Consider the following 25,813-nt stretch of genomic DNA (forward strand, 5'->3'; position numbering starts at 1 on the left):
ATTATTTAAGCCATTTAACGATCATTTTTTCAAGATCAGATACGTTTATGGGTTTTGGTAAATAATCATTCATACCGGCTTCATAACATTTTTCCTTCTCACCTACAAGTATTCCAGCTGTAATGGCAATTATAGGAATATTCCTGTCTCCTTGAATAGCTCTAATTTCCTCTGTTGCTTCGTACCCATTTTTATTAGGCATTTGCACATCCATAAAAATAATATCTAAGTTGGTTTCTTGATTGTAAATAGCGACAGCCTCGTGACCGTCCCGTGCTTTAAAAATTGTAGCATGAGGTACTACTCGTTTAATCAACGTTTGTGCGAGCAACATATTGATTTTATTGTCCTCTACTATTAAAATGTTTTTACTTGTTATAATCTTCTCTGAAAATAGTGGAAAATCAAGACTCTCTTTCTTATCAGTTTCTCCAAAAGGTAGTTGTTGTACTTTTTCAAAGTTGATCTTAAAATTAAAATCGCTACCAATGCCATAGCCGCTCTCTAATTCAAGCGTGCTTCCCATTAAGGCTAACAATTGGTTCGAAATGGCGAGACCAAGCCCCGTACCTCCAAACTTTCTGCTCGTTGAAGTGTCTTCTTGAACAAAAGATCTAAATATTTTATTTCTATTATCATTTTTAATTCCGATACCCGTATCTTTTACAGAAAATTTAATCAGGCTATGATTATCTCGTCCCTCTTCTAAAACTGTGATATCAACAGCTATTGAACCTTCATCTGTAAATTTTAAGGCGTTACTTAGTAAGTTCACTAAAATTTGTTTCAAGCGAACTGCATCGGCCATTACTAGAGCAGGAATGCGACTATCCACATTTAATTGTAATGCAATATGCTTGTGTTGTGCTTGATGTTTAAACAAGTCAACCACTTGCTGATTGAGTTGCAATAAGCTTACCGCGTCGCTGTCAAGTTCAAACTTACCCGATTCAATTTTGGAGAAATCCAAAACATCATTTACAATTTGCATCAATGTCTTTGCAGACTCATTTACTGTTGACATATATTCAAACTGGTTCACATCTAAATTGGATTGCATGAGCAGGTGTGTAAAACCTATAATTCCATTAAGCGGTGTTCGTATTTCATGACTCATATTAGCTAAAAACTCTGTCTTGGCTCTATTTGCAGCCTCTGCCTGCTCTTTAGATTTGGTTATTTCCATCTCCATCTGGCGCCTCACAGTTATGTCGATAAAACTAATTACAACCTCAGCGACCTCATCGTTTTCACCATACATTGGAAAACCATTTACCAGAACCCATTTGTTCTCAACAGTATTTTCATTACGTATACCTAAAACAAAATTTTTAATAGCTTTTTTATTTGTTAAGATTTGGTTGATTGGGTAATCCTCTTTCATCATGACCGATTCGTCTTCATTTAAAAAGTCCCAAAACTTACTTTTTACTGTGGCTCCATGCAATTGCTCTAAATCTAAACCCAATAATGTAGAAGCTTTTATATTACTCATCACGATTGAAGTGCGCGCATCATGAACAATAATTCCGGCATCGAGATTATTTAGTAAACCTCTATATCGCTCTTCACTTTTTTCTAAGGCAAAATCACCTTTTTTGGCCACAGTGATGTCTCTAGACAAACAAATAAAATGCATTTGATCTGTAAGGTCATTTTTCATAGGTGCAACTGACAATTCAAACCAGTGTTGCTCGCCATCTGGCAAAACCATACTATATTGTTTTCCTGTAGAAAATCCTACTTCAGCTGCTTCTTTTAACGCAGCAAAGGATACTGCAGCAACATCAGGAGGTAGAAAATCTGTGAAATAACTACCAATAATCTCCTTTTCAGGTATTGCCAACATACTAGTATGATGCGAATGGAAGCTGTACATAAACCCATCTTCTCCTACTTCAAACAATAAGTCAGGAACTGCATTTAAGATACTTTCTAATTTTTTATTGATGACTTTAAAATTTTCTTCCGCTGTTTTTAATGTAGTGATATCCAGCATTGAACCAATAAAACGCATAGGTTTGCCATTAGCAGTTCGTATAATTATGGCTCGTTCATAAAAATGGCCATAAGTACCATCAGGTCTCATAAAACGAAACTCATCAGACCATGTACTAGCTGTGCCTTTATAACATGCTTCAATATGATTAATAACGCGCTGTTTATCTTCGGGATGCAGTCTCGATCGCCATAGTGCTTTATTCTCTTTGGTGGTTAACTCTGCTCCTTCGTTGCCAATATTGTCAAGAGAAACTTTATTATGCCAACTCACATTATTTTCAAAGTCTAATTCGAATATGGCATCGTTTGTTGCAGCAGCAATGATTTCGAATCGAGAATTTATTTTCAGTAACTCTTCCTCTACTAATTTGCGCTCTGATATGTCTGTAATTGTTCCTACATAACCTATAATCTCATTATTTTCATCGCGTTCAGGAGTAGCTTGTCCTAAAACCCAAGTAACGGTTCCATCTGGCCTTATAAAGCGGTATTCAGTTGTAGAATTTTGTTGGTTGTCTGTTGCTTCTTCCCAATCGGAAAATGTATTTAATCGATCATCTGGATGAAGCGCATTTAACCAGCCATTTCCTAACGCCTGCTCATATGGCATTCCTGTTATTCGAGTCCAACTAGGATTTACATAAGTCGTATAACCCGAAGCATTGGTTCTAAAAAGTCCTACTGGAGAAGCCTCGGTTAAGGCATGATAGCGACGTTCGCTTTGAAAAATGGCTTCCTCTGCCATTTTACTTTTGATGTCCCTTTCAATTACTTCAAGTGCAAATGACACATCGCCAGTTGCTTCTTGTAAAAGTTTAATCTCTTGAGAATCAAAAAATGCTCTCTCATTCGAATAAAAATTAAACGCTCCTACAACTTGACCAAATTTAGTAATGGGCACAGAAATCATCGAATGAAATCCACTCGCAACTGCGGCCTCTTTCCAAGGTTGCATGACCGCATCATTTTCGATATCGTTACAAACTACGTATTCGTTTGTATTGATTGCTTTCCAAACTGGTCCATAGATGATTTTTTCATTGTCAGTAAATATATCTAGTAACACATTTAAATAGCCATCGTCTTGACCAAAAACCCTAACGGGCTCAATTGTTCCTCTTTCGGGATTAATCTTAGCAATCCATGCCATTTTAAACTGCCCATATTCTACAGCTATTTTACAAGCTTCTTCAAAAAGAAACTTTTCATCAGTAGTTCGCACAATCATTTGATTAATCTGACTAATAAATGAAAACAACCTATTCCCTTTCAGTAATTGCTCTTCTGAAATTATTCGATCCGTGATATCTGTAACAATACCGTGGTAAGTAACAGAATCATCTGGATTAGCAACTGCTAATGAATTAAGTTCATGCCATACTAAGCCTTTTTGAGGGTGATTGTAACGGTATTTACCTTTTAATGGTTTTAAAGCAGCTTTACTATCGGCAATATTTTGTCTTACAAATTGTAAATCATTAGGATGTATAGCTTCAAAAATTTTAGTAGCATCCCCTTTTATACTCTTAAAGTTGTATCCATAAATGGATTGTATGGCTTCACTGGCGTATGGAAGGCTTACAACATTTTCTTTATCGATACGCATAGAATAGATTAAACCTGGTGATGTAGCCGCTATTTTAGCAAAAATGTCACGCTCGTTTTTTAAAGTAATATTAAACTCTATTTTCTCTGTAACATCTCTAAAATTGGCTATAACACCTTGAATACTTTCATCGTGAAGACGATTTGTTATCATTCCTTCCAGCCAGATATAATGTCCTTTTAGATGCTTGACTTTGAATAAGGCAGGGAATGATTTCCCAGGATTTAAAAGTGATTCTTGGATAAGATTTAAAATATAGTCTAGATAATCAGGATGAAAATAATCTTCATCAGCTATTTCATTGAACTGTTCGTCACTATATCCTGTAACTCTTTGTGAAGACGGGCTTCTAAATAATACTTTTCTATCTTTATCTATTACGGTAATGATTCCTTCATTATTTTCTACTAATGCTCTAAAACGTTTTTCACTGTATTCTAACTCATATTCGTATTGCTTTTTAACGCTTATATCTCTAAAAAATAGTGAGAATCCATCTTCTGAAGGATAAATATGAATTTCTAGCCACTTATCATCGTGCAAATGATTATCAATATAAGCATATTCTTGACTGTCACCACAATGTCGAATAGCTTCCTCAAATGCAGTTCCTAAACATTGCGGAAACTGTTTCCATAAATTTTTTCCAAGGACTTTAGTAGGGTCACTATCTAATATTTCCCCAGCACGAGCATTCATATAGGTATAATTCCAGTTTTTATCTAATGCAATAAATGCATCTGTGATACGGTCAAAAATTGTATTTACTAAGGCGATGTTATTCTTACTTTCGGTAATGTCCTTTGCAAAACCTAATATCCTGTTTTCAGATATTCTAACAGCTTCTATTGCTCGCCAGCGATGCTCGCCATTCTTGTGAAATCCTTTTACCTCAATCTTTGCAATTCCTTTTTTATTCAAGGTCTTCAAAAAGGCTTTTATCTCCTCTTCTTGACCTTCAGGATTAGACATATCTCCAAAACGTTTTTGAAGCATCTCTTCTTTAGAAAGGCCAGTCATCGTTGTAGCTGCTTTGTTTACCTCAATATAATAGCCTTTATCATTTATGACAAATACGGCATCAGGAGCGCTCTCTATATATTCCTTAAATTTTGAATTGCCTTCTTCCTCAGCTAATCGAAGTTTTAAAGCAGTTTCCTCTTTAGTTTTCTCGTCAAGTTGTTTTTTAATTAGATATGTTTCGGTTACATCTTGACTGTTTCCTCTTATTGCTATTAAATTTCCTTCTTGATCTACAATTGCTTCTGCCTTGACGTTAATATATTTGCTTTTATTCGAAAAAAGCAATTCATATTCTATTTCAAAAGGTTGGTGATCTTTAATTATTAGATTAATATGATGTGTAAAAAGACTGAGTTGCTCCTCACTTAAATGTTTTTCGTAAACAGCTACCAAGTCTATACCAGCACTCTTTTCTATTCCGTAAATTGCATACAACTCATCAGACCAAAACAATTCATTTGCCTCAAAATTAAATTCCCACGACCCTATCTTGGCCATTTTTTGAGCGTCATTTAAGATCTTTTGCCCTCGCTCAAGTTTATCCTTAGCATCTACTAGAAAACTAATATCCCGCCCTATACCATAAAAAATATCTTGAGCATGAGTAGCATAGGTAGACCATTGCACAGTTATCGTTCTTCCATCTTTTGCAATTAACCTATTGTGGAAATCTTGGAGAATCCCACCTTTATACAATCCGTTGAGCACCTTTTCAGATTTTACTACATCATCAGGATGGATAAAATCTGTAATAAATTTATTTTCAATCTCTTCTTTACTATAACCTAGTGCTTTTATAAACGCTGGATTTACCACTTTGTAAAAACCATCAACGCCTGCAACGCAAATTAGATCAATAGATTTATCAAAATAACCTTCAAAATTATTTCGCATCCTACTTACTACTTGCAATCGCTCAAGTTCTTCTTCTTGATTTCTAGCAATTACTAAAAGTTCATCATAATTATATTTGGTAAAATCCCTACTCATAAACTATTTTTTTATCTCGCATTCATTACATAAACCGCGAGCTACTAACCTGCTATAAGCAATTGAACGTAAAAGTTTTTACGTATAAAATTGCTACACTTTAAAGTACACTAAAGTACTACTAAAAAAAATTAAGATGCTAATTACGTGCTACATTTTTTAAACCTTAAGTAATTTATTTTATGGTATTGTTTTCACTTTGGCGTGCCCTTTATTCCACTGCGTTACACAAGGTCAGGCTATACGCTACAATCTTTTAATTTTTAAGAAAAAATAAAAAGGATTTCCACTACTATCCTTCACGCAGCTTACTACTAAGAATTCAATCTCAATAACAATACAGCTTGGTGTAATCACATGTACTACGCTACGTGTAAATCATCCATTTTGTACTTGTCGAATCTCAGTTATAGTATTAGAATCAATTGCATCCATATATAGTTTGTCTTTCATCAAAAAAGCCTACCCCATAACTAATCAACAAATAACTTACAATCAGACACTTAAAAAATAAATCAAAAATAAATGTTAACATTTGTATATACAAATAACAAAAGCGTTACATTTGTATCAACAAATAAAGCATACTTTAAAATGACAATTGAAGAAATTATAAAAACAAATACATCTTTAACAAACGCTAAGCGTATTATGTTAAATGTATTGTATGCACAAAACATTATTTCCGAGAAATTCAGTGAGGTTTTAAAGCCTTATGATTTGTCGAGTGAGCAATATAATGTTTTAAGAATATTAAGAGGACAAAAAGGAGTTGCAGCAAATATGTTTGCTATTCAAGAGCGCATGATTGCAAAGACAAGCAATACAACTAGACTAGTAGATAAATTACTATTAAAGGATTTAGTTACCCGTAACGTTTGCCCTGACAATCGCCGTAAAATTGAGGTAGCGATCACAGCTAAGGGACTAGAAGTTCTAAAAAAATTAGATCCGCAAGTTATCCATCATGAAGATTCCTTCGCAGCAAATTTAGACGCTACTGAGCTGGAAACTTTAAATAAATTACTAGAAAAATATAGAAATCAATAAACCAACAACAATGAGTACATTTTTAGAAAATCAAAATTGGCGTTATGCCACAAAAAAATACGATAGTAGCAAGAAAATTTCTGTAGAAGATTTGGATTTTCTTAAAGAGGCTGTTCGTTTAAGCGCCTCTTCTTATGGATTGCAATTGTACAAAGTAATTGTGGTTGAAAGTGACGAAATGAAAGCACAATTAATAAAGGCTGCTTTTGGTCAAACACAAATTACTGATGCTTCTCATATTTTTATATTTGCTGCACAAACAAATGTCGGAGCTATAGAAGTAGATGCTTACATCAAGAACATTAGCGAAACTAGAGGTATTCCAACGGAAGCGTTAAATGGCTTTTCTGAATTGATGAATGGTGCCATCAAAGGAATGAGCGACGAAGCACAAACAGTTTGGACTGCAAAACAAACCTACCTTGCACTTGGTAATCTACTAAATGCAGCAGCAGAATTGAATATTGACACAACTCCTATGGAGGGCTTCAATGCAGCTAAGTTCAATGAAATATTAGGTTTAGATCAATTAAACTTAAATGCTACAGTAATTGCTCCGGTAGGATACCGCCACACTGAGGATGATACACAGCATTACGTAAAAGTTAGAAAGTCTCATGAAGACCTTTTTATAACAATATAATTCCAATACAAATCAATTAAATACCAACAAAAAAAATTAAACAAATGAAAAATTTAAAAGCAATTGCATTAGCATTAGTAGTCGTTTTATCGACAGCAACAGTATCAGCACAAACAAAGAAAGTTGACGTAAAAGCAAGTACAATCAACTGGAATGGTAAAAAAGTAACTGGAGAACACAGCGGAACTGTAAACTTAAAAGATGGTACTTTATTATTTAAAGGAACTAAATTAGTAGGTGGTACTTTCACAGTAGACATGACGACATTGACTGCAACTGATTTAACTGGTGAATACCAAACTAAATTAAACGGACATTTAAAGTCTGAAGACTTTTTTGGAACTGAAAAATTCCCTACTGCAATTCTTGTTTTCAAGAAAATAGGAATGTCTTCTAAAGACATGTATGCTGTAACTGCTGATTTGACTATTAAAGGAATTACTAAGCCAGTTTCTTTTAATATGGCTGTAAAAGGTGATACTGCTTCTACTAAATTTATGGTTGATAGAACTAAATATGATATCAAGTTCGGTTCAGGAAGTATTTTTGATAATTTAGGTGACAAAGCAATCTCTGATGAGTTTGAACTAACTGTAGTTTTAAAGTTTTAATACTTTTTTCATCAAGTATATTAGTAAACCCAGCAAGCAATTGTTGGGTTTTTTATTTCCTCCCTAGGCGGTATATTATTTTTTTCAAAAAATATACATTTTTTTGTTTTAATGTGATTGTCATATAAATATATATTTCTATCTTTGACTCATGAAAACAATTACAAACAATACTTGGTGGTGGAACAATTTACGTCAAACGTCGTGAACTAAGCTCCCATGGTATTTTTTGAATACAAATATAAAAGGCTTGTCATCACGACAAGCCTTTTTCTGTTTTTATACTTTTTGAATTAAAATAAATTACAAATCATAAAAATTTATTACCATTGAAATCATTTAAATTAAATACAAAATACAAACAAATACTAGCAGACACCATTACGCCTGTGAGTATTTATTTAAAAATTCGTGATAAATTCCCTAATAGTCTTTTATTAGAGAGCAGTGATTATCATGGAGGTGACAATAGTTTCTCATACATTTGTTGTAATCCTATCGCTTCTATTAAAATAGAAAATGAAACCATTTTAAAGTCGTATCCTGATGGGACTTCTGAAAAAATGTTCATTAATGAGCATACATCTGTGCCTGAAATCATTCAAGAATTCTCTCATGAATTTACTTCTGAGAAAAATGATTTTAAATTCATCAATAATGGTTTATTTGGATACCTATCCTATGATGCTGTTCGTTATTTCGAAAAAGTAACAATCGCAAAAAAAGAAAATAGTAATACGATTCCTGATGTATATTATGCTGTTTACCAAAACATCATTGCTATCAATCACTTTAAAAATGAAGCATACTTATTTTGCCACAGCTTAGATGAAGAGACTAATAACCTTGCTGAAATTGAGCAATTATTACAATCGCGCAATATAGCTTCCTATAAATTTACAAAAGACGGTGAAGGTTTTTCAAATCTAACTGATGAGGAGTTTAAACACAATGTGGCTTTAGCCAAAAAACATTGTTTCCGTGGAGACGTTTTTCAATTGGTTTTATCACGTCGTTTCACGCAAGGATTTAAAGGTGACGAATTCAATGTGTATAGAGCATTGCGAAGCATCAATCCTTCTCCTTACCTCTTTTTCTTCGATTATGGAGATTTCAAAATTTTTGGGTCTTCGCCCGAGGCACAAATTATCGTAAAAGATCGTAAAGCCGAAATCCATCCTATTGCTGGAACTTTTAAACGTACAGGTGACGATGAGAAAGATGCTGTATTAGCAAAACAATTATCGGAAGATAAAAAAGAAAATAGCGAGCATGTCATGTTGGTAGATTTGGCTCGAAACGATTTAAGTCGCAACGGACATCATGTAAATGTAGAGCGTTATAGAGAAGTACAATTTTTTTCTCATGTTATTCACCTAGTTTCAAAAGTAACTGGACAGTTACACGAGAAAGCAACGACAATGCAAGTTGTAGCTGATACTTTTCCCGCAGGAACGTTAAGCGGAGCTCCTAAACATAGAGCAATGCAATTGATAGAAGATTACGAGAAAACAAATCGTAATTTTTATGGAGGCGCTATCGGTTTTATGGACTTCGAAGGCAATTTCAATCATGCCATTATGATTCGTACGTTCCTTAGTAAAAATCACCAACTGCATTCTCAGGCTGGTGCAGGGATTGTAGCAAGCTCTGACGAGGAAAGCGAAATGCAAGAAGTGTACAACAAGTTAAGAGCATTGAATACCGCACTGGATTTAGCTGAAACCATTTAAAAATAATTAAAAGATTTAATAATTTAAGTATTTAAAGATTACTCAGAACGAGCTTTTTTCAATCTTTAAATCTTTCAATTTTCAATAAAAAAAAATGAAAATACTAGTTATAGATAATTACGATAGTTTCACTTACAATCTAGTGCACTACTTAGAGGATTTAGATTGCGAAGTGACGGTATATAGAAACGACGAATTTGCTATTGATGATATCGCTCACTTTGACAAGATTTTACTTTCTCCAGGTCCAGGAATTCCTGAAGAAGCAGGATTGTTAAAAGCTGTTATAGAAAAGTATGGCCCTACAAAAAGTATTTTCGGGGTGTGTTTAGGTCAACAAGCCATTGGAGAAGTATATGGCGGAACACTTTCAAACCTAGATAAAGTGTATCACGGGATTGCTACTAATGTAAAAACGGTGGTTGATGACGAACTTTTATTCGAAGGCTTAGGCAAAGAGTTTGAAGTGGGACGTTACCATTCATGGGTAGTAAACACTGATTTGCCAGATGTGCTAGAAGCCACATCATTTGATGATAATGGTCAAATAATGTCTTTACGTCATAAAACATATGATGTACGTGGCGTACAATTTCACCCTGAAAGTGTGTTGACACCCAACGGAAAAAGAATGTTAGAAAATTGGGTAAAAGCATAATGTTCAATTTTAGAACTTGAAACTTTAAACCTGAAACTTTAAACAACAAAATGAAAAACATATTAAACAGACTAATCAATCACGAAACGCTTTCAAAAGAAGAAGCAAAAAATGTATTGGTTAATATATCAAACGGAAGTTACAATCCTAGTCAAATTTCAGCTTTCGTAACAGTTTACATGATGCGTAGTGTGAGTATTGAAGAACTTGCAGGTTTTCGCGAGGCCTTATTAGATCTGTGCATTCGAGTGGATTTATCGCAGTACAATGCTATTGATTTATGCGGTACAGGTGGAGACGGAAAAGACACTTTTAACATCTCAACTTTGGCATCGTTTATTACCGCAGGCGCAGGTGTAAAAGTGGCAAAGCATGGGAACTACGGACTATCATCAATCTCTGGTTCAAGTAATGTGATGGAAAGTCTAGGAATCAAATTCAGTAATGATGCTGACTTCCTTGAAAAATCTATCGATCAAGCAGGAATTTGTATTTTACACGCTCCTTTGTTTCATCCTGCCATGAAAAACGTGGGGCCTATTCGAAAAGAACTCGCCGTAAAAACATTCTTCAATATGTTAGGACCGATGGTAAATCCTTCGTTTCCAAAACATCAATTGGTTGGGGTTTTCAATTTAGAGTTGGCTCGAATGTACGCCTACTTATATCAAAACACTGATGTGAATTTCACGATTCTGCACTCGCTTGATGGCTATGATGAAATTTCATTAACAAGTCCTACCAAAATTATTACTAGTAAAATGGAAGGAATGCTATCTCACGAGACTTTCAATTTAGATAAATTGAAGCAAAGCGAAATCGAAGGTGGAAAAACGATCGCCGAATCGGCACAAATGTTTATCGATATACTTTCAGGTAAAGGAACCGAAGCACAAAATAACGTTGTTAGCGCTAATGCTGCCATGGCAATCGCAACAGTAACAGCTTGTACGCCATTAGAAGGTTTCGCTAAAGCCAAAGAAAGCTTACTATCAGGAAAAGGATTGAAAGCATTGACAAAATTGCAGGAGTTAAGTAAAAGTTAGTTTCAAGTTTTTTTTGTTTCAAGTTTCAAGTTACACAAACTGGGAACCTGAAACTTTAAACTTTAAACTTTAAACAAATAATATAATCATGAACATACTCGATAAAATAATAGTTGATAAAAAACGAGAAGTCATTCTCAAAAAGAGCATTATTCCAATTTCACAATTAGAAGCTTCAGTTTTTTTCTCGAAAGAAACGATTTCTTTAAGTCAAAATTTAAAGGAAAGCAATACCGGAATTATCGCAGAACACAAACGCCGTTCTCCTTCTAAGTCGGTTATTAATCACAACTTTACGGTTGAAGAAGTGGTCAAAGGTTATGAAAGTGCGGGTGCATGTGGAATTTCAGTTTTAACCGATGGAAAATATTTTGGTGGATCATTAGACGATTTACTATTGGCAAGAGCCTCGGTGAATATCCCGTTATTGCGAAAAGAATTTATCGTAGACGAATACCAAATAGTAGAAGCAAAAGCACATGGTGCAGATTTAATTTTGCTAATCGCAGCGGTACTAACGCGTGACGAAATCAGATACTTATCTGAATTTGCTAAAAGTTTAGGATTAGAAGTACTACTGGAAGTACACAATCAAGAAGAGTTGGAAAAATCGATTATGCCAACATTAGACATGATTGGTGTCAACAATAGAAACTTGAAAACCTTCGAAGTGAGTTTGGATTTTAGTAAGCAATTAGCAGACATGATTCCGAATGATTTTGTAAAAGTTTCTGAAAGCGGTATCAGTTCGATCGAAGCCATAACCGAATTAAAACCCTACGGATACAAAGGGTTTTTAATAGGGGAAAACTTTATGAAAACCGATAATGCTGGTCAAGCAGCAACGGAATTTATAAAGCAACTAGCCCTCTAGCATTCGAAAGTGAAACTCCCCTTTTGCGGGAAAAAATTTAAGAAGGGAGAATCAAGAAGAAAGAGGCAAGAAAATAGAGTAGAAAGAGCATTTTGTTTTTCTGTCGAAAAATAGAATGCTAAATTAAAATGCAATGAACGACACAATCAAACATAACACAACGTCAGCTCTCCGCCGCGGCGGAAGGGCCGGGGTGGGGATAAAGATCTGTGGTATGAAATACCCCGACAACATAGTCGAGCTAGGTGCACTCCTACCCGATTATATGGGATTTATATTTTGGGAGAAATCGTCTCGCTATTTTGATGGACAAATTCCTGAATTACCAAAATCCATAAAAAAAACAGGAGTCTTCGTCAATGAAACGGTAGAGAAAATTGTTCAAAAAGCACTTCAATACGATTTACAAGCAGTACAGTTGCACGGTAAAGAATCGGTTGCATTTTGTACTGAATTACGTAAATCATTGTTAAAGAATATCGAAATCATAAAAGTGTTTTCAATTTTGGATACCTTTGATTTTGCGGTGCTTGAACCTTTCGAATCGGTTTGTGATTACTTTTTATTTGACACCAAAGGAAAATTGCCTGGTGGCAACGGAACCACATTTGACTGGAAAGTTTTGCAACAATACCCATCTTCAAAACCCTTCTTTTTAAGTGGTGGCATAGGACTTGAAGAATTAGAAGCTGTTAACGAAATTTTAAAAACTAATTTACCTGTTCACGCCATTGACGTCAACAGCAAATTTGAAATAGAACCTGGATTAAAAAACATAACATTATGTAACAATGCGATTCATCACGTCGCCACAATTAAACAATAAAAAGATGTCATACAACGTAAACGAAAAAGGCTATTATGGCGAATTTGGAGGTGCCTACATTCCTGAAATGTTATATCCAAATGTAGAGGAATTGCGTCAAAATTATTTAAAAATTACAGCCGAACCAGAATTTCAAGCTGAATTTGATGCGTTACTTAAAGATTATGTAGGTCGCCCTACTCCATTGTATTTTGCAGAGCGTTTGTCTGCGATGTACAATACTAAAGTGTATTTAAAAAGAGAAGATCTGTGTCATACGGGTGCGCACAAGGTTAACAACACTATTGGCCAAATCTTATTAGCCAAGAGACTGGGTAAAAAGCGCATCATCGCTGAAACTGGAGCGGGACAACACGGTGTGGCGACGGCTACCGTATGTGCCTTGATGGGGATGGAATGTATCGTATACATGGGAGAAATTGACATCAAGCGTCAAGCGCCAAATGTGGCTCGTATGAAAATGCTAGGCGCTGAGGTACGTCCTGCTCTTTCGGGTTCAAAAACTTTGAAAGATGCTACAAACGAGGCCATTCGTGACTGGATTAACAACCCGGTAGATACCTATTATATTATTGGTTCTGTAGTGGGACCACATCCATATCCTGATATGGTGGCACGTTTTCAATCGGTTATTTCAAAGGAAATAAAGTCACAATTACTTGAAAAAGAAGGACGTGAAAATCCTGATTACGTGATTGCTTGTGTAGGTGGTGGTTCTAATGCAGCTGGTGCTTACTATCACTTCTTAGATGAAGAAGACGTAAATATAATTGCTGTAGAAGCGGCAGGATTAGGAGTACATTCTGGCGAAAGCGCCGCAACTTCAGCTCTGGGGAAAGTAGGTGTTATTCACGGAAGTAAAACGCTATTGATGCAAACTAATGACGGACAAATTACTGAACCATACTCAATCTCAGCTGGACTAGACTATCCAGGTGTGGGTCCTATACACGCACATTTATTTGCTTCAAAACGTGCACAATTTATTTCGATTACAGATGTTCAAGCAATGGATTGGGGATTAAAATTGTCAAAATTAGAAGGTTTGATTCCAGCAATAGAGAGTGCACATGCTTTTGCCGTTTTAGACGAAATGAAATTCAAAGAAGACGATATTGTGGTAATCAATTTATCTGGACGTGGCGATAAAGATTTGAGTACTTACATTGATTATTTCAAATTGTAGGCAACTTTTCACTAATTTTACATTTGGGCGTTCCCTTTTTTCCTCTGATAAAAATCAGAAAAAAAAGGTCGGGCTATTCGCTAAATTCCCAATAAGAATACTAACGGTCTAAGGACCTTGTATTCTAAATTGGGCGATATCGCTGCTATCCCTAACGCGATAAAAAATATGAAAATATATTTTTCATAGAATAATTTCAAAAAAGAAAAGATGGAAAAATTATTTGCTTACGGATCGTTAAAAGAAAAAGAAGTTCAGGAAACTGTTTTTGGAAGATTTTTAGAAGGAACTTCTGAAACATTGAGAGGATATGAAGTAAAAGAAATCAAGATCGAAGAGGAATTTGGTATGGAAACCTATCCTATTATCGCTCCTACTGAAAACACAAATGATATTATCGAAGGGATGGTTTATGATCTTTCAGTTCATGAGTTAGAACTCGCAGATACTTACGAAGGAAAACAGTATAAGAGAATTGAAGTTCGTTTACAATCAAATGAAGTAGCATGGGCATTTAGTGCCAAAACGTAAAAAATTATAGTACACAGATCAGGCATCTGTTAATTAGTATAGCAATGAATAGAATAAAACAAAAACTGCAAGAAGATAAAAAGATATTCTCTGTTTATTTCTCTGCCGGATACCCTAGTTTGAATGATACGGTTCAAATTATGCAAGACCTGGAAAAAAATGGTGTAGACATGATCGAAATTGGTTTGCCGTTTAGCGATCCTCTTGCTGATGGTCCTACAATTCAAGCAAGTTCTACCCAAGCGCTGCATAACGGAATGACTACACAAGTGTTATTCGATCAATTAAAAGAGGTTAGAAAAACAGTTTCTATCCCCTTAGTGATAATGGGTTATTTTAATCCCATGCTACAATACGGAATCGAAAATTTCTGTAAAAAATGCCAAGAGGTAGGTGTTGATGGATTAATTATTCCGGATCTTCCTGTTGATGTTTACGCTGATGAATACAAAGCTATTTTCGAAAAATATGGTTTGATAAATGTATTCTTGATAACACCACAAACATCTGATGAGCGCATTCACTTTATTGATAGTGTTTCTGATGGGTTTATCTATATGGTGAGTTCGGCAAGTGTGACTGGATCTCAATCTGGTTTTGGAAGCACGCAAGAAGATTATTTCAAGCGTATTGCCAGCATGAATTTGAAAAACCCACAAGTAATTGGTTTCGGAATCAATAATGCGGAAACTTTTAATCAAGCAACGAAATTTGCAAAAGGTGCAATTATTGGTAGCGCATTTATTCAGCATCTTACTGAAAATGGTACTGGAAAGATTGCTGATTTTGCTAAAGCAATTAGATAGCGATTTAGTTATTTTATAAAGTACAACGGCACTTAATTAATTTAAGTGCCGTTTTTTTATATCTCATTGTCAAAGAATTCCCCTTTATTAGCAATTAGGGGTATAAATTGAAACAAAAAATACTATATATTTGAATACAGAAATTAACTACAAATTAAATTTTAATAGATGCACACACACTGTATTGTAATTTGCAATGATGATGAATCTATGTGACCGCAAGTAAATGTAATGCTATTAGAGAATTTCAACCAAATTTAAATACAGATAAACCATACAATTAACCAATAACCAAAACAATGAATATTACGACTTTAAAAAGCAGGCAAAACCTACCCAAGGAAACAAGAGCTGGTAAAATGTATGATCAATTTGAAAAATTATTATCAGAATTGCGGAAGAAACAGTTGTCAGACAAAGAGATTATTACAATTAATGAAAATATTAACGCTATCAATGCCTCTACTCTAGAAGGAAGTGATTTTGCTAAATTTATCAAGACAAGTCAGATTCAAATACTTAAATGTATTCAAAAAGAGTCTAAAATTGTACCACAGCAATACTATATAACATTAGGTACGATTATAGGAATGACTGGTATTGGTCTGCCGGTAGGAGTGGCATTTGGCTATGCATTAGGAAATATGGGACTATTGGGACTTGGACTACCCATTGGTTTAGCTCTAGGCGCAGCTGTCGGGAGGTCTTTAGATAAAAAAACATTAGAAAATAATAAACAACTTGGCTTAGCAATTAAGTATTAATTGAAACACTACTGACTTTAATTCAATAGATTTGGCTTGGAAAATTGAAAGTCTGCTAGTTTATAGGACAATAAAAAGTAAGGTGATCCACAGATCAATTCATTTTTACAGATTAGCACCTTTTAATCAAGTTATAATACACCTTAATTTTCTTAGAGACTAAAGCGAGCTAGATTTAACATGCATTGTTTTAAGTTCAACTTCACTAGAATAAACCAAACACCAAAACACAACAAATGACCAATACTGATATTCCTAATTTAAGTGATGCCGAACTAAAAGAAGAAGCTAAAAAATTAAAATCATTTTCCATTCAAAATAGCATATTCATAGGATTTTTAATGGGAATTATATTTTATAGTTTCGCAAAAAACACTTGGGGATTATTTACTTTAATTCCGTTATATTTTATTTATAAACTGATTAATAGCCCAAAAAGCAAAAGGCTAAAAGAGATCGAACTAACCATGAAAGAACGCAGTTTATAGGCACTATATCTAATTATGAAAAGAAAATTACTAACATTATTTGTATTGGCATCGATTAGTTGTTTTGCACAACAATATGATGGTGTTCACTTTGAGAAATCAAACATCGATAAAAATAATTTGATTTATAAATTAGGAAAAGAATTTATCTATACTTTCAAAATCGTAGAGAACGACACAATTGTCTATTTAAAAAATAACGACACCAATATTTTTGAGCTCACTAAAAATAGTGATTCATTCCCGCTATCTGAAATTTATATGACGGTGCTCAAACCAAAAATATTTAAAAGAGTCAATAAAAATCAAACGCAAATACTATACAGTTTGGAGCCACATTCCAACTCAATTTCTACAACTGGTATTTCTGAAAACGAGCAAAATGTATGGCTACATCCTACTAGAATGGGCTTTTTTCAATCATTAGAAACTTGTCCGTATTCTTATATTAAATTAGGCAAAGCCATAGGATATAAATGGAGAGATAGTATGAGCATTGGCAGTCATTGGTCAAATAAAAAATGGGGAGAATGGGAAAACAGACTGCTTTTAAATTACGAGTATGAAATTATTGCTAGAGAAAATGTAGTGACAAAATTGGGTAAAATAGATTGTGTAAAGGTGCGAGCGACTGCGACCTCAGCAATAGGTTCCTCAGAATTAATCATTTATTTTTCGGAGAAATATGGTTTTGTGAAATTAGAGTACACTCTATTTACCGGAATAAAAATAGAGATGAATCTTGATCAAATAATAGATGGACCAATTTTAAGAGATGCAAAAGAATTTTACCAATATAAAAGTAAACAGTAATCGTTGGTATCGATTTTGAAATACCACTAGCAGCAAAAAGCGTTGAGTATACCATCTATTGCTACCCCTTGAAAACTATTTTTATAAAATTAAAACTGTAACCATGAAATCAATTAAATTATTATCATTCCTAACATTGACAATTATCTTTAGTTCTTGTTCTTCTACTCAAAAGAATACCACCGATGCAATTTATGGTAGCACATGGGAATTAGAATTTTTATCAGGACCCCGAATTGCCTTCAATGGATTATTTCCTGATAAAAAGCCTCAAATCACATTTAATTTAGAAACTAAAAAAGTTGAAGGTACTACCAGTTGTAATGGCTATAATGCGCCGTATGAGTTGGGAGTCAATACGATCAGCTTTGGAGAACAAGGACCAACAACGATGATGTATTGTGGGGAGGGAGAAAAATTCTTTGTAAACACAATAAAAAAGGTGAATCATTACAAAATAGACGCAGATGGCAAATTGAACTTAATGATCGATGATGTTCCAATGATGCGCTTTATAAAAATAAATTAAATACTTTAGCGATACTATTTATGCACAAAGAATCTCAATGATCTTTAGCATGCACTATATTGCGTATTACCCTTTGCTATCACACTCATTAAAAAAACGCGAAGTTACATGACTTTGCGTTTTTTTTTGATCTTTTAAGAACAAAACATTGTTAATAGCCCTGATGGCAGTGGCATCTCGTCATTTAGAAAAACAAGGCACTTTTGCCGTAGTTTTACTTAATGAGGAATATAACGAACAGCAGGACCTTACATTAATTAAAAAATCAAATTGTTCTGCTCCTTAAAAAACAACTATTATACTTTATTTATGCCATTGCAATCTATGAATTTGTTAGACAGCAAAGTAGACGTGTGGAAGAATCACCCCTATCTATAAAATATGATAGCTTGTAGCGTAAATATCCCTAATCGTCTAATTACTTTTTATATCATTTGACATAATTGTATCTTTAACCAAATAAGCAAAATATTTATTTTGTAAAATAGTATTCCATTTATCATTCATAATATTCAGACTTCAATGCAAAAATATAAATCTTATTTACTGTTAATCTTAGTGGTAATAGTTGTCATTTTAAATACTTCTTGTCAAAATAATAAACAGCCTATTTATCAAAAATTTGATAATTTCAAGACAATAAATACTAATTTCAAAATTACAAGTGAAGCTGTTGTAAATGGCCAATTATTAGCCAAATACCAGTGTGAGGAAAAAATAAATGGTGTTGAAAATTCGATTCCGTTATCATGGACAAATGTTCCTTCTGGCACAAAATCATTAGCCGTTGTAATGTACCACTACCCGAAAAAGGATGACAAATTAGAGGTCAACTCCTATTTATTGTTATGGAATATAGATCCATCCATTTCACAAATTCCGTACAAGATGGCCAATAATCCTAGCTGGGCGATGGGAGCAAATAAAGATGGAAATACCGTATCGTATACTTCTCCATGTTCTCAAGGTCCGGGAAAGCATGAATATACTATTGCTCTTTTTGCTTTAGGAGAAAATATAAAATCATTACCAAAATCAAGTTCTGTAAAAGTAAATTATGGGCTATTCATGAAAGCGATTAGTGAAACTAAATTAATTGATCGAACGACTCTAACGTTTACAGCTTCTCATGAATAAGTGGAATAGTCATTTGAGGTGAACTATTAAAAAAATATAAATCCTTCTTGGTTGTTTTATCGTTTAAAAACATTTTATATAGATTAACGACGTAATCTAAATTATTTAACAAGAATTAACCTATAATTTACACAAAGTTAATATTAAAAATACAAGAAACTTTGTTAAAATTTCGATTTTATGAATCGAATCCTTAATTATAGAATTTTTTATCTAAGATCCTGATAGTACATTAAATAAACGTCTTTACCTCAATTATATAATTAATAACCAATTTTTAAATTTAAGTAAATAATCGCAGTAAATTTTTTGATTTGTTAAGAATATCACAATATTTTATACATTTACTTTTTAACAAACCCAAATTATTTAGAATGAAAAAATTAAAATTTAGCAGGTACAACACCATGTTCTGCACAGTGGCCTCTTTGGCACTATTAGCTAGTTGTTCTAGCAATGATGAAGCACAAATGGACGAATCTGGACTAGCAGTTTCTGAAGGATTTGCATTGAGTGGAGATGATCTAATCTTCAACGACTTTACAGCACAATGTAGCTATGTTGATGGTAACTGGAGTTCTACAGCCTACTTGAACACCACCATGATCAACACTACGCAAACAAACTTTATTTATGCTCAAAACACTAAAATCGCAAACGTATTTGGACAAGCTGCTGTGACCCTTAAAATGGTACACGACAACTCAAATGTAAACTCAACTTACAATGCCATTTCGTATTCGAATCCCAAGAAAATTTATTTTGGAGAAGCAATTTACGTTGCGGCTTTAGCAAAGGGACAAATTGTGCCAGCTATGATTCTTGCACATGAATTTGGTCACCAGTTACAATACACTTATAATTTGCCTTCTAAGAAAGAAAGCACTGCTAGACCAAACGAACTAGAAGCTGACGGTTTTGCTGGATACTATATGAGAAAACCAACAGGTTATAATGCTACGTGGGAGCAAGCAGGTCCTGGATTTGAATTTGCTTACGCAATTGGAGACAACAATACTACGAGTGCGGGACACCACGGTACTCCTCCTCAAAGAAGATCAGCGGCACGTTTAGGTTGGTACCTAGGGAATTATGACCTATCAGCTAGTGACTTTGATTATAACTTTTTCTACTACTATGATAATGTACTGTCTGGAAGTTACCGTACTACAACTCCTGAAAGAATCGATCCAAAAATTGATGCTTTCATCAAATCTAAAATGAGTGAATTACGTAAAATTCAGTCTGGAGAAATATCAGCTGAAGAGTTTATCAATTTAGGAAACTAATCAGTTTATAATAAAAAAAAGAGGACTATATAGTCCTCTTTTATATATGTAGTAGTTAATGATTTTAAACGGCTTGCTCTTCTTCTTCAACCTCAGCAAATTCCATGTGGTCTTCGCCTTCAGCAATCACTTCAGGTTTTGAAGCTTTTAAAACATTAAAGCGTTCAATTTTTTCTAAATCTCCTTCTTCGCCTGAGAAGTAAGGAAATACATCCATAATTGGAGACTCTGTAATAGCAGGAATACTATAATCTCCCATCGTACCTTTCATAACAGCTGTTGTATTGTCAAAAGCCTCTTTGACATCATTAGCTTGTAAAAGAATATACATATTTGTTTTTCTTTCTTTACCACTTTCTTCATCATAAGCAAGTAAAGAAACTTTTGATTTAAACCAGCGATCGCTATTTTCAAAAGGATGAATTTCTGAATAATTAGCTACCTTAATGTTGGTAATTTTGAATTCTTCACTAATGTATGCCGACATTTCTTCATTGATCCTGCTTTCTGCTTCTGTATATGATAGCGCATCTACTAAGTAAGGCTCTGTTGTAACCTTTTGTACTCCAGTGTCATCTGTTTTTCTATATTTTACTTTGCATTCGTACCAAGTTGTGCTCATAATATTATTTTTTAAGGATGTCAAAGATAGATTTTAAAGGAAAAAAAAGCGACAATAATAAAAATAGATATTCACAATTTTGAACAAATGAATTGAAAGCAGCTACAACTAATTATGAGACAAGGAATAGCACTACAAACTAATATAGATCTTCAATTACGTAATTCGTTTCATTAAATTGAAAAGCGTCTCCTATTTTTAATTCTCGCATTTTTTCATAGATTGGCGCTCTTGTCGAAATCCCAACGATGGTAGCTCCATCCTTCTCCATTTTATCGCTAGAAATTGCAATAAAAAAAGTAAGCTTATCAGTAACTACTACAGCTCCCAACTCTACACTATCATTTTGTAAATTTCCATCGATAGTTTCTAAAAATGTGAGTTCCTTTTGAGCAAATGCTAGTTCGTCGCCAATAGCCTTAAGTAATTCGTATTTGCTAGCGCTACGATCTTCGGTTTGACTTGCTGAAGCATTTTTTGTAAAAGCAGCTTCATTTATCTCAGCTTCCCGATTTTTAAAGTTATCAATTAGCTCATTTTGATTTTCGACACAAGCCGCTATTATCCAATTTTTATCTAGTTTATTTTTCATGTTATCAGTTATTTATAGAAATAGTAAGATATACTATTTTTTCTACAAAAACACTTACAATAGCGAGAAAGCCAGGATAAATAATAATAGAAGTCTTTTCTAAACCTTTTTCATGCTTGTGCAAAAGAGAGTTTACTGCAACACACGAATTGCTTTAACAAAACGTCGTGTGTATGACTTATGACTTAAGTTAGAAATCATTACTTGCATTTGCTTTCCCGATGACGAATGGATAAATTTACTTTGCATTCCGTCTGCATTTGAAACAATACCTATATGCCCAATCACATTGCGAGTCGGACTTAAAAAAAGCAAAATATCACCTTTTTTTACTTCGTCAATAGCGATTTCTTTTCCAAAATTTTTGAACTGGGATGTACTTCTAGGAACGTTAATATTAAAATTTTTATAAACAAAATATACGAAGCCAGAACAGTCAAATCCTTTTTTACTAGTACCGCCGTAAATATATCTTGTCCCTAAAAGACTTTTTCCAAAATTTAAAAGCGCAGTGCGCAAGTCCTCTTCGATAGGGTCTGCACTATGATTTATAGTAAGAACGGTTTCAATATTATTTTTTGGTAAGCCTGTATTCTCAATCTTTACTTTTCTGGAATCAGTGAAACTACTTAGTAAAAATAGTGTAACACCTGATACTATAACTGATTTGAAAAAAGAGGAGTTTGATGCTATCATAAAATAATTGAAGTTAATATTGTTATATGGAACTTAAAAGAAATACCGCCTCATTTTGAGGACATTGGTTCGCAAAAATAACTAAATATATCAAAAACACATAATCATAGGTTTTTAATTTTTGTTGCTTTGGCTTTAAGCCAAAAAAAAAGTGCCTCAAAATAAATTGAAGCACTTCTATGTCTTTAATTGGAATAGGTGTATCGTTATGCTTTAACAACCATTTTTCCTTTATTTTTTCCATCAAAAAGATCGATGAACGCTTGTGGAATATTTTCAAATCCTTCCACCACTGTTTCTTCTGATTTAATTTTTCTGTCTTTAAACCACTCTAATAATTGAGAAGTTGCTTCTGGGAATTTTTCAGCATAGTTGCCTAAAATAAAACCTTGCATTAAGGCACTATTTTTTACTAAGAATGGTTGTACGCTCAAGCCTTTTACCGTTTCTGTTTCATTGTAAGATGATATCGCACCACAAATAATCATTCGAGCAAAACGATTGATACTATATAAAACAGCATCAGAAATCTCACCCCCTACATTGTCAAAATATACATCTACTCCATCGGGGCAAGCCTTTTTTATTGCCTCTGCCATATTTTCTGTAGTATTGTAATTAATCCCTTCATCAAAACCAAATTGAGATTTAAGCATGTTCACCTTTTCATCTGAACCCGCTATTCCCACTACTCTACAGCCTAATATTTTTCCTATTTGTCCCACGATACTTCCTACTGCACCTGCAGCTCCAGAGACAATAATCGTTTCTCCTTTTTTAGGTTTTCCTATTTCTGTCAATCCAAGAAAAGCGGTCATACCTGTCATTCCTAATGCTCCTAGATATACTGATTCTCCTACTTCTGAAGTATCAACGACGCGCAGTCCTTCACCTGAACTTTTTTGGAATTCCTTCCAGGCTAACATTCCCGAAACAAATTGACCCACCTTGTATTTCTCGTTCTTTGATTCTACTATTTCTGCAATTATTCCAGAAACCATAGCCTCGTTTAGTTCAAAAGGTTCTGCATAAGATTTAGCATCGCTCATGCGACCTCTTAAATAAGGATCTACCGATATATAGCTAGTTTTTAATAAAATTTCGCCCGAATTGATGACAGGTTTATCTTCAGTAATTGTTTTAAAATCTGATAATTGTGGACGACCTACCGGTCTTTTATTTAATAAAATAGTATGACTCATGTTCTCTCTTTTTAAATTAATATTAATAGTACTACTACTAATGACTATTTGAAAGCCTTAAATTACAAAAACCATAGAAAACAATAGATTAGATTACAGCACTTTAACAAACTATTGTGCTATCATAAAATGAAAAAACTGCCGCCCAACAAATAGTTGACTGTCTCTATAGAAACACTTAACAATTTATTAAACAGCAGTTTGAACTGTACTTAAAATAAAATTAAATCACAGTAACAAGATCTTCTTTGCTTTTTCTCACTTTAACTAAATTAACAAGCCAATCCTTTGGTGCATCTCTATAACCTAATGGTAAAACAACACAACTTCTTAAACCTTTCTCTCTTAAGTTTAAGATTTTGTCTAACTCATCTGGGTCAAAACCTTCGATAGGTGTTGCATCAACTTCTTCAAAAGCAGCTTGCGCTATTGCCATAGAAAATGCAATGTAAGCTTGTCTAGCAGCATGCTGAAAATTTTCCTCTTCGTCTTTTTGAGGGTAAGTGCTTAACAACATTTGTCGGTAGTTTTCCCATCCTTCATTTGTAAATCCTCTTTTCTCGTTTGTAAGGTCAAACATGGTGTTAATACGCTCGGCTGTGTACGTATCCCAAGCAGCAAAAACTAATAAATGCGAACAGTCTGTAATCATTGATTGATTCCAAGCTATAGGTCTAATTTGCTCTTTTACTTCTTGATTTGTTACCACAAAAATTTCAAACGGTTGTAATCCGCTTGACGTAGGCGCTAGGATTGCAGCCTCTAGAATACGGTCTACTTTTTCTTGAGCTACTTTCTCTCCGTTCATTGCCTTTGCAGCATAACGCCAGTTTAATCTATCTAATAATGCTTCCATGTGTATATTTATATTAATTTATTTATTTGTGTATTTGACTTGTACTATTTATTTTCGAAAATTAAAATAATTCGTTTCAATTATGATTTGCTTACACTAATACTATCCCAAGCTGCTTGAAAAGCTTCCTCTAAGACATCATCATTTAAAGGGTTGATTCCTCTACTCTCCATATTCATTAAAAAGGCCATAGGATAAATACCGTAAGCATACAGTAAGTATGGTGAAAAATCTTTGAGTATAGCTTGTTTTTGTCCCATCACCCATAAGTCAAATAAGGGATCAAGTGCTCTTAAACCTTCTTGCCTAGTAGCTTCATCAATCATAGGACTATTATCACATTGTGATAAAAACGAAGCTTCTTCTTTATATTTCAGCTTATAAGCAGCCATTGCAAACCATATTTTCTTGAAAGTGATGTATACACCTTCCTCAGGAGTGTGATTTTCGAATGCAGCATTAGCAAAAGCCGTCTTGACATTGAGGTAGAGTTGGTTTACTAAATCTTGCTTACTCTCAAAATACAAGTATATCGTGGCTGGAGATACCGAAGCTATTTTTGCAACCTTAGCCATAGATGCTCCTTGAATGCCACCGTTAATTACTAAACTCAGTGTCGCTCTTAGCAGTGCCTCTCGTTTTTCTATACTTTTTTGCAGTAGTGCCATGTCATGTATTTATTTATAAAAAACATTTTTTAGTTTCCAACTTATAGCAATAAATAGCAACTGAATTGGTAATCGTATTAAAGCAGCTTCATGACTTCCTATCGCTGGTGTATTAGAAAAAACATCCCAAATATGAATGGGTAAAAAAACCAGCATAAGTAGTAATAGCAATAGCGAACCCAATCCTGCCGTATTTTTTATTACCAATAATACTCCTATCGCTATTTCGATAATTCCTGAAACGTAAATGATAGCAGATTTAAATGGTAAAAAATTTGGAACAAACGGATTATAGAAATCTGTATTTACAAAATGTTGCACGCCTCCGTACACCATAAATGTAGCCATCAGATATCTTATAACCGTCCAAAACAATTGCGCTTTACCCATTTCCTTTCTATTTTTAAGAGACAAAAATACAATAAAAAAGAATGAACGTTCATAAATTTAACGTTTGTTAACCATTAATGATGACTTGCCAATATGGTACAAGTTCCCAATTTTAAATAAATACCCAATGTAATTAGTACAATACACTCTTAAAGCCAGTGATTACTGCTGGTACCACTATCA

25 protein-coding genes are annotated in these 25,813 nt (G+C 34.0%); 17 read left to right on the forward strand and 8 right to left on the reverse strand.

All coding sequences use genetic code 11. The annotated features are described in order from the left end of the window. Nucleotide 1: 1 nt before the first annotated feature. Entirely contained in the window at nt 2–5,620 is a 5,619-nt protein-coding gene (locus H603_RS17090; protein WP_051219177.1) for a PAS domain S-box protein, read from the reverse strand. A 594-nt stretch (nt 5,621–6,214) separates the two neighbouring features. Between H603_RS17090 and H603_RS0104770 the strand changes: the two genes are divergently transcribed. The 17 genes from H603_RS0104770 to H603_RS0104860 all read left to right on the forward strand — a co-directional run bounded on the left by H603_RS0104770 (nt 6,215) and on the right by H603_RS0104860 (nt 20,604). After that, nucleotides 6,215–6,670, forward strand: a complete 456-nt coding sequence (locus tag H603_RS0104770) for a MarR family winged helix-turn-helix transcriptional regulator (RefSeq protein WP_026707503.1) — start codon at nt 6,215–6,217, stop codon at nt 6,668–6,670. A 10-nt stretch (nt 6,671–6,680) separates the two neighbouring features. Beyond that, the gene (locus H603_RS0104775; protein WP_026707504.1) at nt 6,681–7,313 is read left to right on the forward strand and encodes an NAD(P)H-dependent oxidoreductase; all 633 of its coding nucleotides are present in this window, start codon (nt 6,681–6,683) and stop codon (nt 7,311–7,313) included. A gap of 44 nt (nt 7,314–7,357) precedes the next feature. Continuing rightward, nucleotides 7,358–7,924 carry a YceI family protein gene (locus tag H603_RS0104780; RefSeq protein WP_026707505.1) on the forward strand — a complete coding sequence of 189 codons (567 nt, stop codon included), beginning with the start codon at nt 7,358–7,360 and terminating at the stop codon, nt 7,922–7,924. Nucleotides 7,925–8,253: 329 nt separating this feature from the next. Beyond that, nucleotides 8,254–9,657 carry an anthranilate synthase component I family protein gene (locus H603_RS0104785; protein ID WP_026707506.1) on the forward strand — a complete coding sequence of 468 codons (1,404 nt, stop codon included), beginning with the start codon at nt 8,254–8,256 and terminating at the stop codon, nt 9,655–9,657. A gap of 94 nt (nt 9,658–9,751) precedes the next feature. After that, complete coding sequence (locus H603_RS0104790; protein WP_026707507.1) at nt 9,752–10,315, forward strand: anthranilate synthase component II; 564 nt, start codon at nt 9,752–9,754, stop codon at nt 10,313–10,315. A gap of 50 nt (nt 10,316–10,365) precedes the next feature. After that, nucleotides 10,366–11,361, forward strand: a complete 996-nt coding sequence (gene trpD / locus H603_RS0104795) for an anthranilate phosphoribosyltransferase (RefSeq protein ID WP_026707508.1) — start codon at nt 10,366–10,368, stop codon at nt 11,359–11,361. An 88-nt stretch (nt 11,362–11,449) separates the two neighbouring features. After that, nucleotides 11,450–12,235 (forward strand): indole-3-glycerol phosphate synthase TrpC, encoded by a 786-nt coding sequence (gene trpC / locus H603_RS0104800; RefSeq protein WP_026707509.1) that lies wholly within the window; start codon nt 11,450–11,452, stop codon nt 12,233–12,235. Nucleotides 12,236–12,428: 193 nt separating this feature from the next. Beyond that, on the forward strand, nt 12,429–13,061 hold the full coding sequence (locus tag H603_RS0104805) for a phosphoribosylanthranilate isomerase (protein WP_026707510.1): 633 nt from the start codon (nt 12,429–12,431) through the stop codon (nt 13,059–13,061). A 4-nt stretch (nt 13,062–13,065) separates the two neighbouring features. Further along, on the forward strand, nt 13,066–14,247 hold the full coding sequence (gene trpB, locus H603_RS0104810) for a tryptophan synthase subunit beta (protein ID WP_026707511.1): 1,182 nt from the start codon (nt 13,066–13,068) through the stop codon (nt 14,245–14,247). Between the two features lie 210 nt (nt 14,248–14,457). After that, a complete protein-coding gene (locus H603_RS0104815; protein ID WP_026707512.1) occupies nt 14,458–14,778 on the forward strand; it encodes a gamma-glutamylcyclotransferase family protein in 321 nt (106 codons plus the stop codon). Between the two features lie 44 nt (nt 14,779–14,822). Next, nucleotides 14,823–15,584: a tryptophan synthase subunit alpha gene (trpA, locus tag H603_RS0104820; protein ID WP_026707513.1), complete on the forward strand. Its 762-nt coding sequence runs from the start codon at nt 14,823–14,825 to the stop codon at nt 15,582–15,584. A 299-nt stretch (nt 15,585–15,883) separates the two neighbouring features. Next, the gene (locus H603_RS0104825) at nt 15,884–16,348 is read left to right on the forward strand and encodes a hypothetical protein (RefSeq protein WP_026707514.1); all 465 of its coding nucleotides are present in this window, start codon (nt 15,884–15,886) and stop codon (nt 16,346–16,348) included. 236 nt (nt 16,349–16,584) lie between these two features. Next, the gene (locus H603_RS0104830; RefSeq protein ID WP_026707515.1) at nt 16,585–16,836 is read left to right on the forward strand and encodes a hypothetical protein; all 252 of its coding nucleotides are present in this window, start codon (nt 16,585–16,587) and stop codon (nt 16,834–16,836) included. A gap of 15 nt (nt 16,837–16,851) precedes the next feature. Further along, complete coding sequence (locus H603_RS16510) at nt 16,852–17,649, forward strand: DUF3108 domain-containing protein (RefSeq protein ID WP_051219179.1); 798 nt, start codon at nt 16,852–16,854, stop codon at nt 17,647–17,649. A gap of 103 nt (nt 17,650–17,752) precedes the next feature. Then, a complete protein-coding gene (locus tag H603_RS0104840; protein WP_026707516.1) occupies nt 17,753–18,178 on the forward strand; it encodes an META domain-containing protein in 426 nt (141 codons plus the stop codon). Nucleotides 18,179–18,700: 522 nt separating this feature from the next. After that, nucleotides 18,701–19,315, forward strand: coding sequence for a YbhB/YbcL family Raf kinase inhibitor-like protein (locus tag H603_RS0104855; RefSeq protein ID WP_026707517.1), 615 nt, complete (start codon nt 18,701–18,703; stop codon nt 19,313–19,315). A 374-nt stretch (nt 19,316–19,689) separates the two neighbouring features. Continuing rightward, nucleotides 19,690–20,604 carry a neutral zinc metallopeptidase gene (locus tag H603_RS0104860; protein WP_026707518.1) on the forward strand — a complete coding sequence of 305 codons (915 nt, stop codon included), beginning with the start codon at nt 19,690–19,692 and terminating at the stop codon, nt 20,602–20,604. 64 nt (nt 20,605–20,668) lie between these two features. On the opposite strand, the gene H603_RS0104865 is transcribed toward H603_RS0104860, so the two are convergent. The 7 genes from H603_RS0104865 to H603_RS17605 all read right to left on the reverse strand — a co-directional run bounded on the left by H603_RS0104865 (nt 20,669) and on the right by H603_RS17605 (nt 25,630). After that, a complete protein-coding gene (locus tag H603_RS0104865) occupies nt 20,669–21,226 on the reverse strand; it encodes a DUF4494 domain-containing protein (RefSeq protein ID WP_026707519.1) in 558 nt (185 codons plus the stop codon). Between the two features lie 139 nt (nt 21,227–21,365). After that, nucleotides 21,366–21,818, reverse strand: a complete 453-nt coding sequence (locus H603_RS0104870; RefSeq protein ID WP_026707520.1) for a hypothetical protein — start codon at nt 21,816–21,818, stop codon at nt 21,366–21,368. A gap of 132 nt (nt 21,819–21,950) precedes the next feature. Further along, the gene (locus H603_RS16515; RefSeq protein ID WP_051219181.1) at nt 21,951–22,514 is read right to left on the reverse strand and encodes a C40 family peptidase; all 564 of its coding nucleotides are present in this window, start codon (nt 22,512–22,514) and stop codon (nt 21,951–21,953) included. 206 nt (nt 22,515–22,720) lie between these two features. Further along, complete coding sequence (locus H603_RS0104885; RefSeq protein ID WP_026707522.1) at nt 22,721–23,716, reverse strand: NADP-dependent oxidoreductase; 996 nt, start codon at nt 23,714–23,716, stop codon at nt 22,721–22,723. Nucleotides 23,717–23,939: 223 nt separating this feature from the next. Further along, nucleotides 23,940–24,572 (reverse strand): nitroreductase family protein, encoded by a 633-nt coding sequence (locus H603_RS0104890; protein WP_026707523.1) that lies wholly within the window; start codon nt 24,570–24,572, stop codon nt 23,940–23,942. Nucleotides 24,573–24,652: 80 nt separating this feature from the next. Continuing rightward, nucleotides 24,653–25,240 carry a TetR/AcrR family transcriptional regulator gene (locus H603_RS17600; protein WP_026707524.1) on the reverse strand — a complete coding sequence of 196 codons (588 nt, stop codon included), beginning with the start codon at nt 25,238–25,240 and terminating at the stop codon, nt 24,653–24,655. A 9-nt stretch (nt 25,241–25,249) separates the two neighbouring features. Then, nucleotides 25,250–25,630 carry a DoxX family protein gene (locus tag H603_RS17605; RefSeq protein WP_211223767.1) on the reverse strand — a complete coding sequence of 127 codons (381 nt, stop codon included), beginning with the start codon at nt 25,628–25,630 and terminating at the stop codon, nt 25,250–25,252. Nucleotides 25,631–25,813: the final 183 nt, after the last annotated feature.

The sequence above is a fragment of the Flavobacterium frigidarium DSM 17623 genome (assembly GCF_000425505.1).
GTDB classification, from domain to species: Bacteria; Bacteroidota; Bacteroidia; order Flavobacteriales; family Flavobacteriaceae; genus Flavobacterium; species Flavobacterium frigidarium.

What these genes read in the sequence shown, in the direction of transcription:
- H603_RS17090 (WP_051219177.1), bottom strand. Translation starts at nt 5,620, where the DNA reads ATGAGTAGGGATTTTACCAAATATAATTATGATGAACTTTTAGTAATT.
- H603_RS0104770 (WP_026707503.1), top strand. Translation starts at nt 6,215, where the DNA reads ATGACAATTGAAGAAATTATAAAAACAAATACATCTTTAACAAACGCT.
- H603_RS0104775 (WP_026707504.1), top strand. Translation starts at nt 6,681, where the DNA reads ATGAGTACATTTTTAGAAAATCAAAATTGGCGTTATGCCACAAAAAAA.
- H603_RS0104780 (WP_026707505.1), top strand. Translation starts at nt 7,358, where the DNA reads ATGAAAAATTTAAAAGCAATTGCATTAGCATTAGTAGTCGTTTTATCG.
- H603_RS0104790 (WP_026707507.1), top strand. Translation starts at nt 9,752, where the DNA reads ATGAAAATACTAGTTATAGATAATTACGATAGTTTCACTTACAATCTA.
- trpD (WP_026707508.1), top strand. Translation starts at nt 10,366, where the DNA reads ATGAAAAACATATTAAACAGACTAATCAATCACGAAACGCTTTCAAAA.
- trpC (WP_026707509.1), top strand. Translation starts at nt 11,450, where the DNA reads ATGAACATACTCGATAAAATAATAGTTGATAAAAAACGAGAAGTCATT.
- trpB (WP_026707511.1), top strand. Translation starts at nt 13,066, where the DNA reads ATGTCATACAACGTAAACGAAAAAGGCTATTATGGCGAATTTGGAGGT.
- H603_RS0104815 (WP_026707512.1), top strand. Translation starts at nt 14,458, where the DNA reads ATGGAAAAATTATTTGCTTACGGATCGTTAAAAGAAAAAGAAGTTCAG.
- trpA (WP_026707513.1), top strand. Translation starts at nt 14,823, where the DNA reads ATGAATAGAATAAAACAAAAACTGCAAGAAGATAAAAAGATATTCTCT.
- H603_RS0104825 (WP_026707514.1), top strand. Translation starts at nt 15,884, where the DNA reads ATGAATATTACGACTTTAAAAAGCAGGCAAAACCTACCCAAGGAAACA.
- H603_RS0104830 (WP_026707515.1), top strand. Translation starts at nt 16,585, where the DNA reads ATGACCAATACTGATATTCCTAATTTAAGTGATGCCGAACTAAAAGAA.
- H603_RS16510 (WP_051219179.1), top strand. Translation starts at nt 16,852, where the DNA reads ATGAAAAGAAAATTACTAACATTATTTGTATTGGCATCGATTAGTTGT.
- H603_RS0104840 (WP_026707516.1), top strand. Translation starts at nt 17,753, where the DNA reads ATGAAATCAATTAAATTATTATCATTCCTAACATTGACAATTATCTTT.
- H603_RS0104855 (WP_026707517.1), top strand. Translation starts at nt 18,701, where the DNA reads ATGCAAAAATATAAATCTTATTTACTGTTAATCTTAGTGGTAATAGTT.
- H603_RS0104860 (WP_026707518.1), top strand. Translation starts at nt 19,690, where the DNA reads ATGAAAAAATTAAAATTTAGCAGGTACAACACCATGTTCTGCACAGTG.
- H603_RS0104865 (WP_026707519.1), bottom strand. Translation starts at nt 21,226, where the DNA reads ATGAGCACAACTTGGTACGAATGCAAAGTAAAATATAGAAAAACAGAT.
- H603_RS0104870 (WP_026707520.1), bottom strand. Translation starts at nt 21,818, where the DNA reads ATGAAAAATAAACTAGATAAAAATTGGATAATAGCGGCTTGTGTCGAA.
- H603_RS16515 (WP_051219181.1), bottom strand. Translation starts at nt 22,514, where the DNA reads ATGATAGCATCAAACTCCTCTTTTTTCAAATCAGTTATAGTATCAGGT.
- H603_RS0104885 (WP_026707522.1), bottom strand. Translation starts at nt 23,716, where the DNA reads ATGAGTCATACTATTTTATTAAATAAAAGACCGGTAGGTCGTCCACAA.
- H603_RS0104890 (WP_026707523.1), bottom strand. Translation starts at nt 24,572, where the DNA reads ATGGAAGCATTATTAGATAGATTAAACTGGCGTTATGCTGCAAAGGCA.
- H603_RS17600 (WP_026707524.1), bottom strand. Translation starts at nt 25,240, where the DNA reads ATGGCACTACTGCAAAAAAGTATAGAAAAACGAGAGGCACTGCTAAGA.
- H603_RS17605 (WP_211223767.1), bottom strand. Translation starts at nt 25,630, where the DNA reads ATGGGTAAAGCGCAATTGTTTTGGACGGTTATAAGATATCTGATGGCT.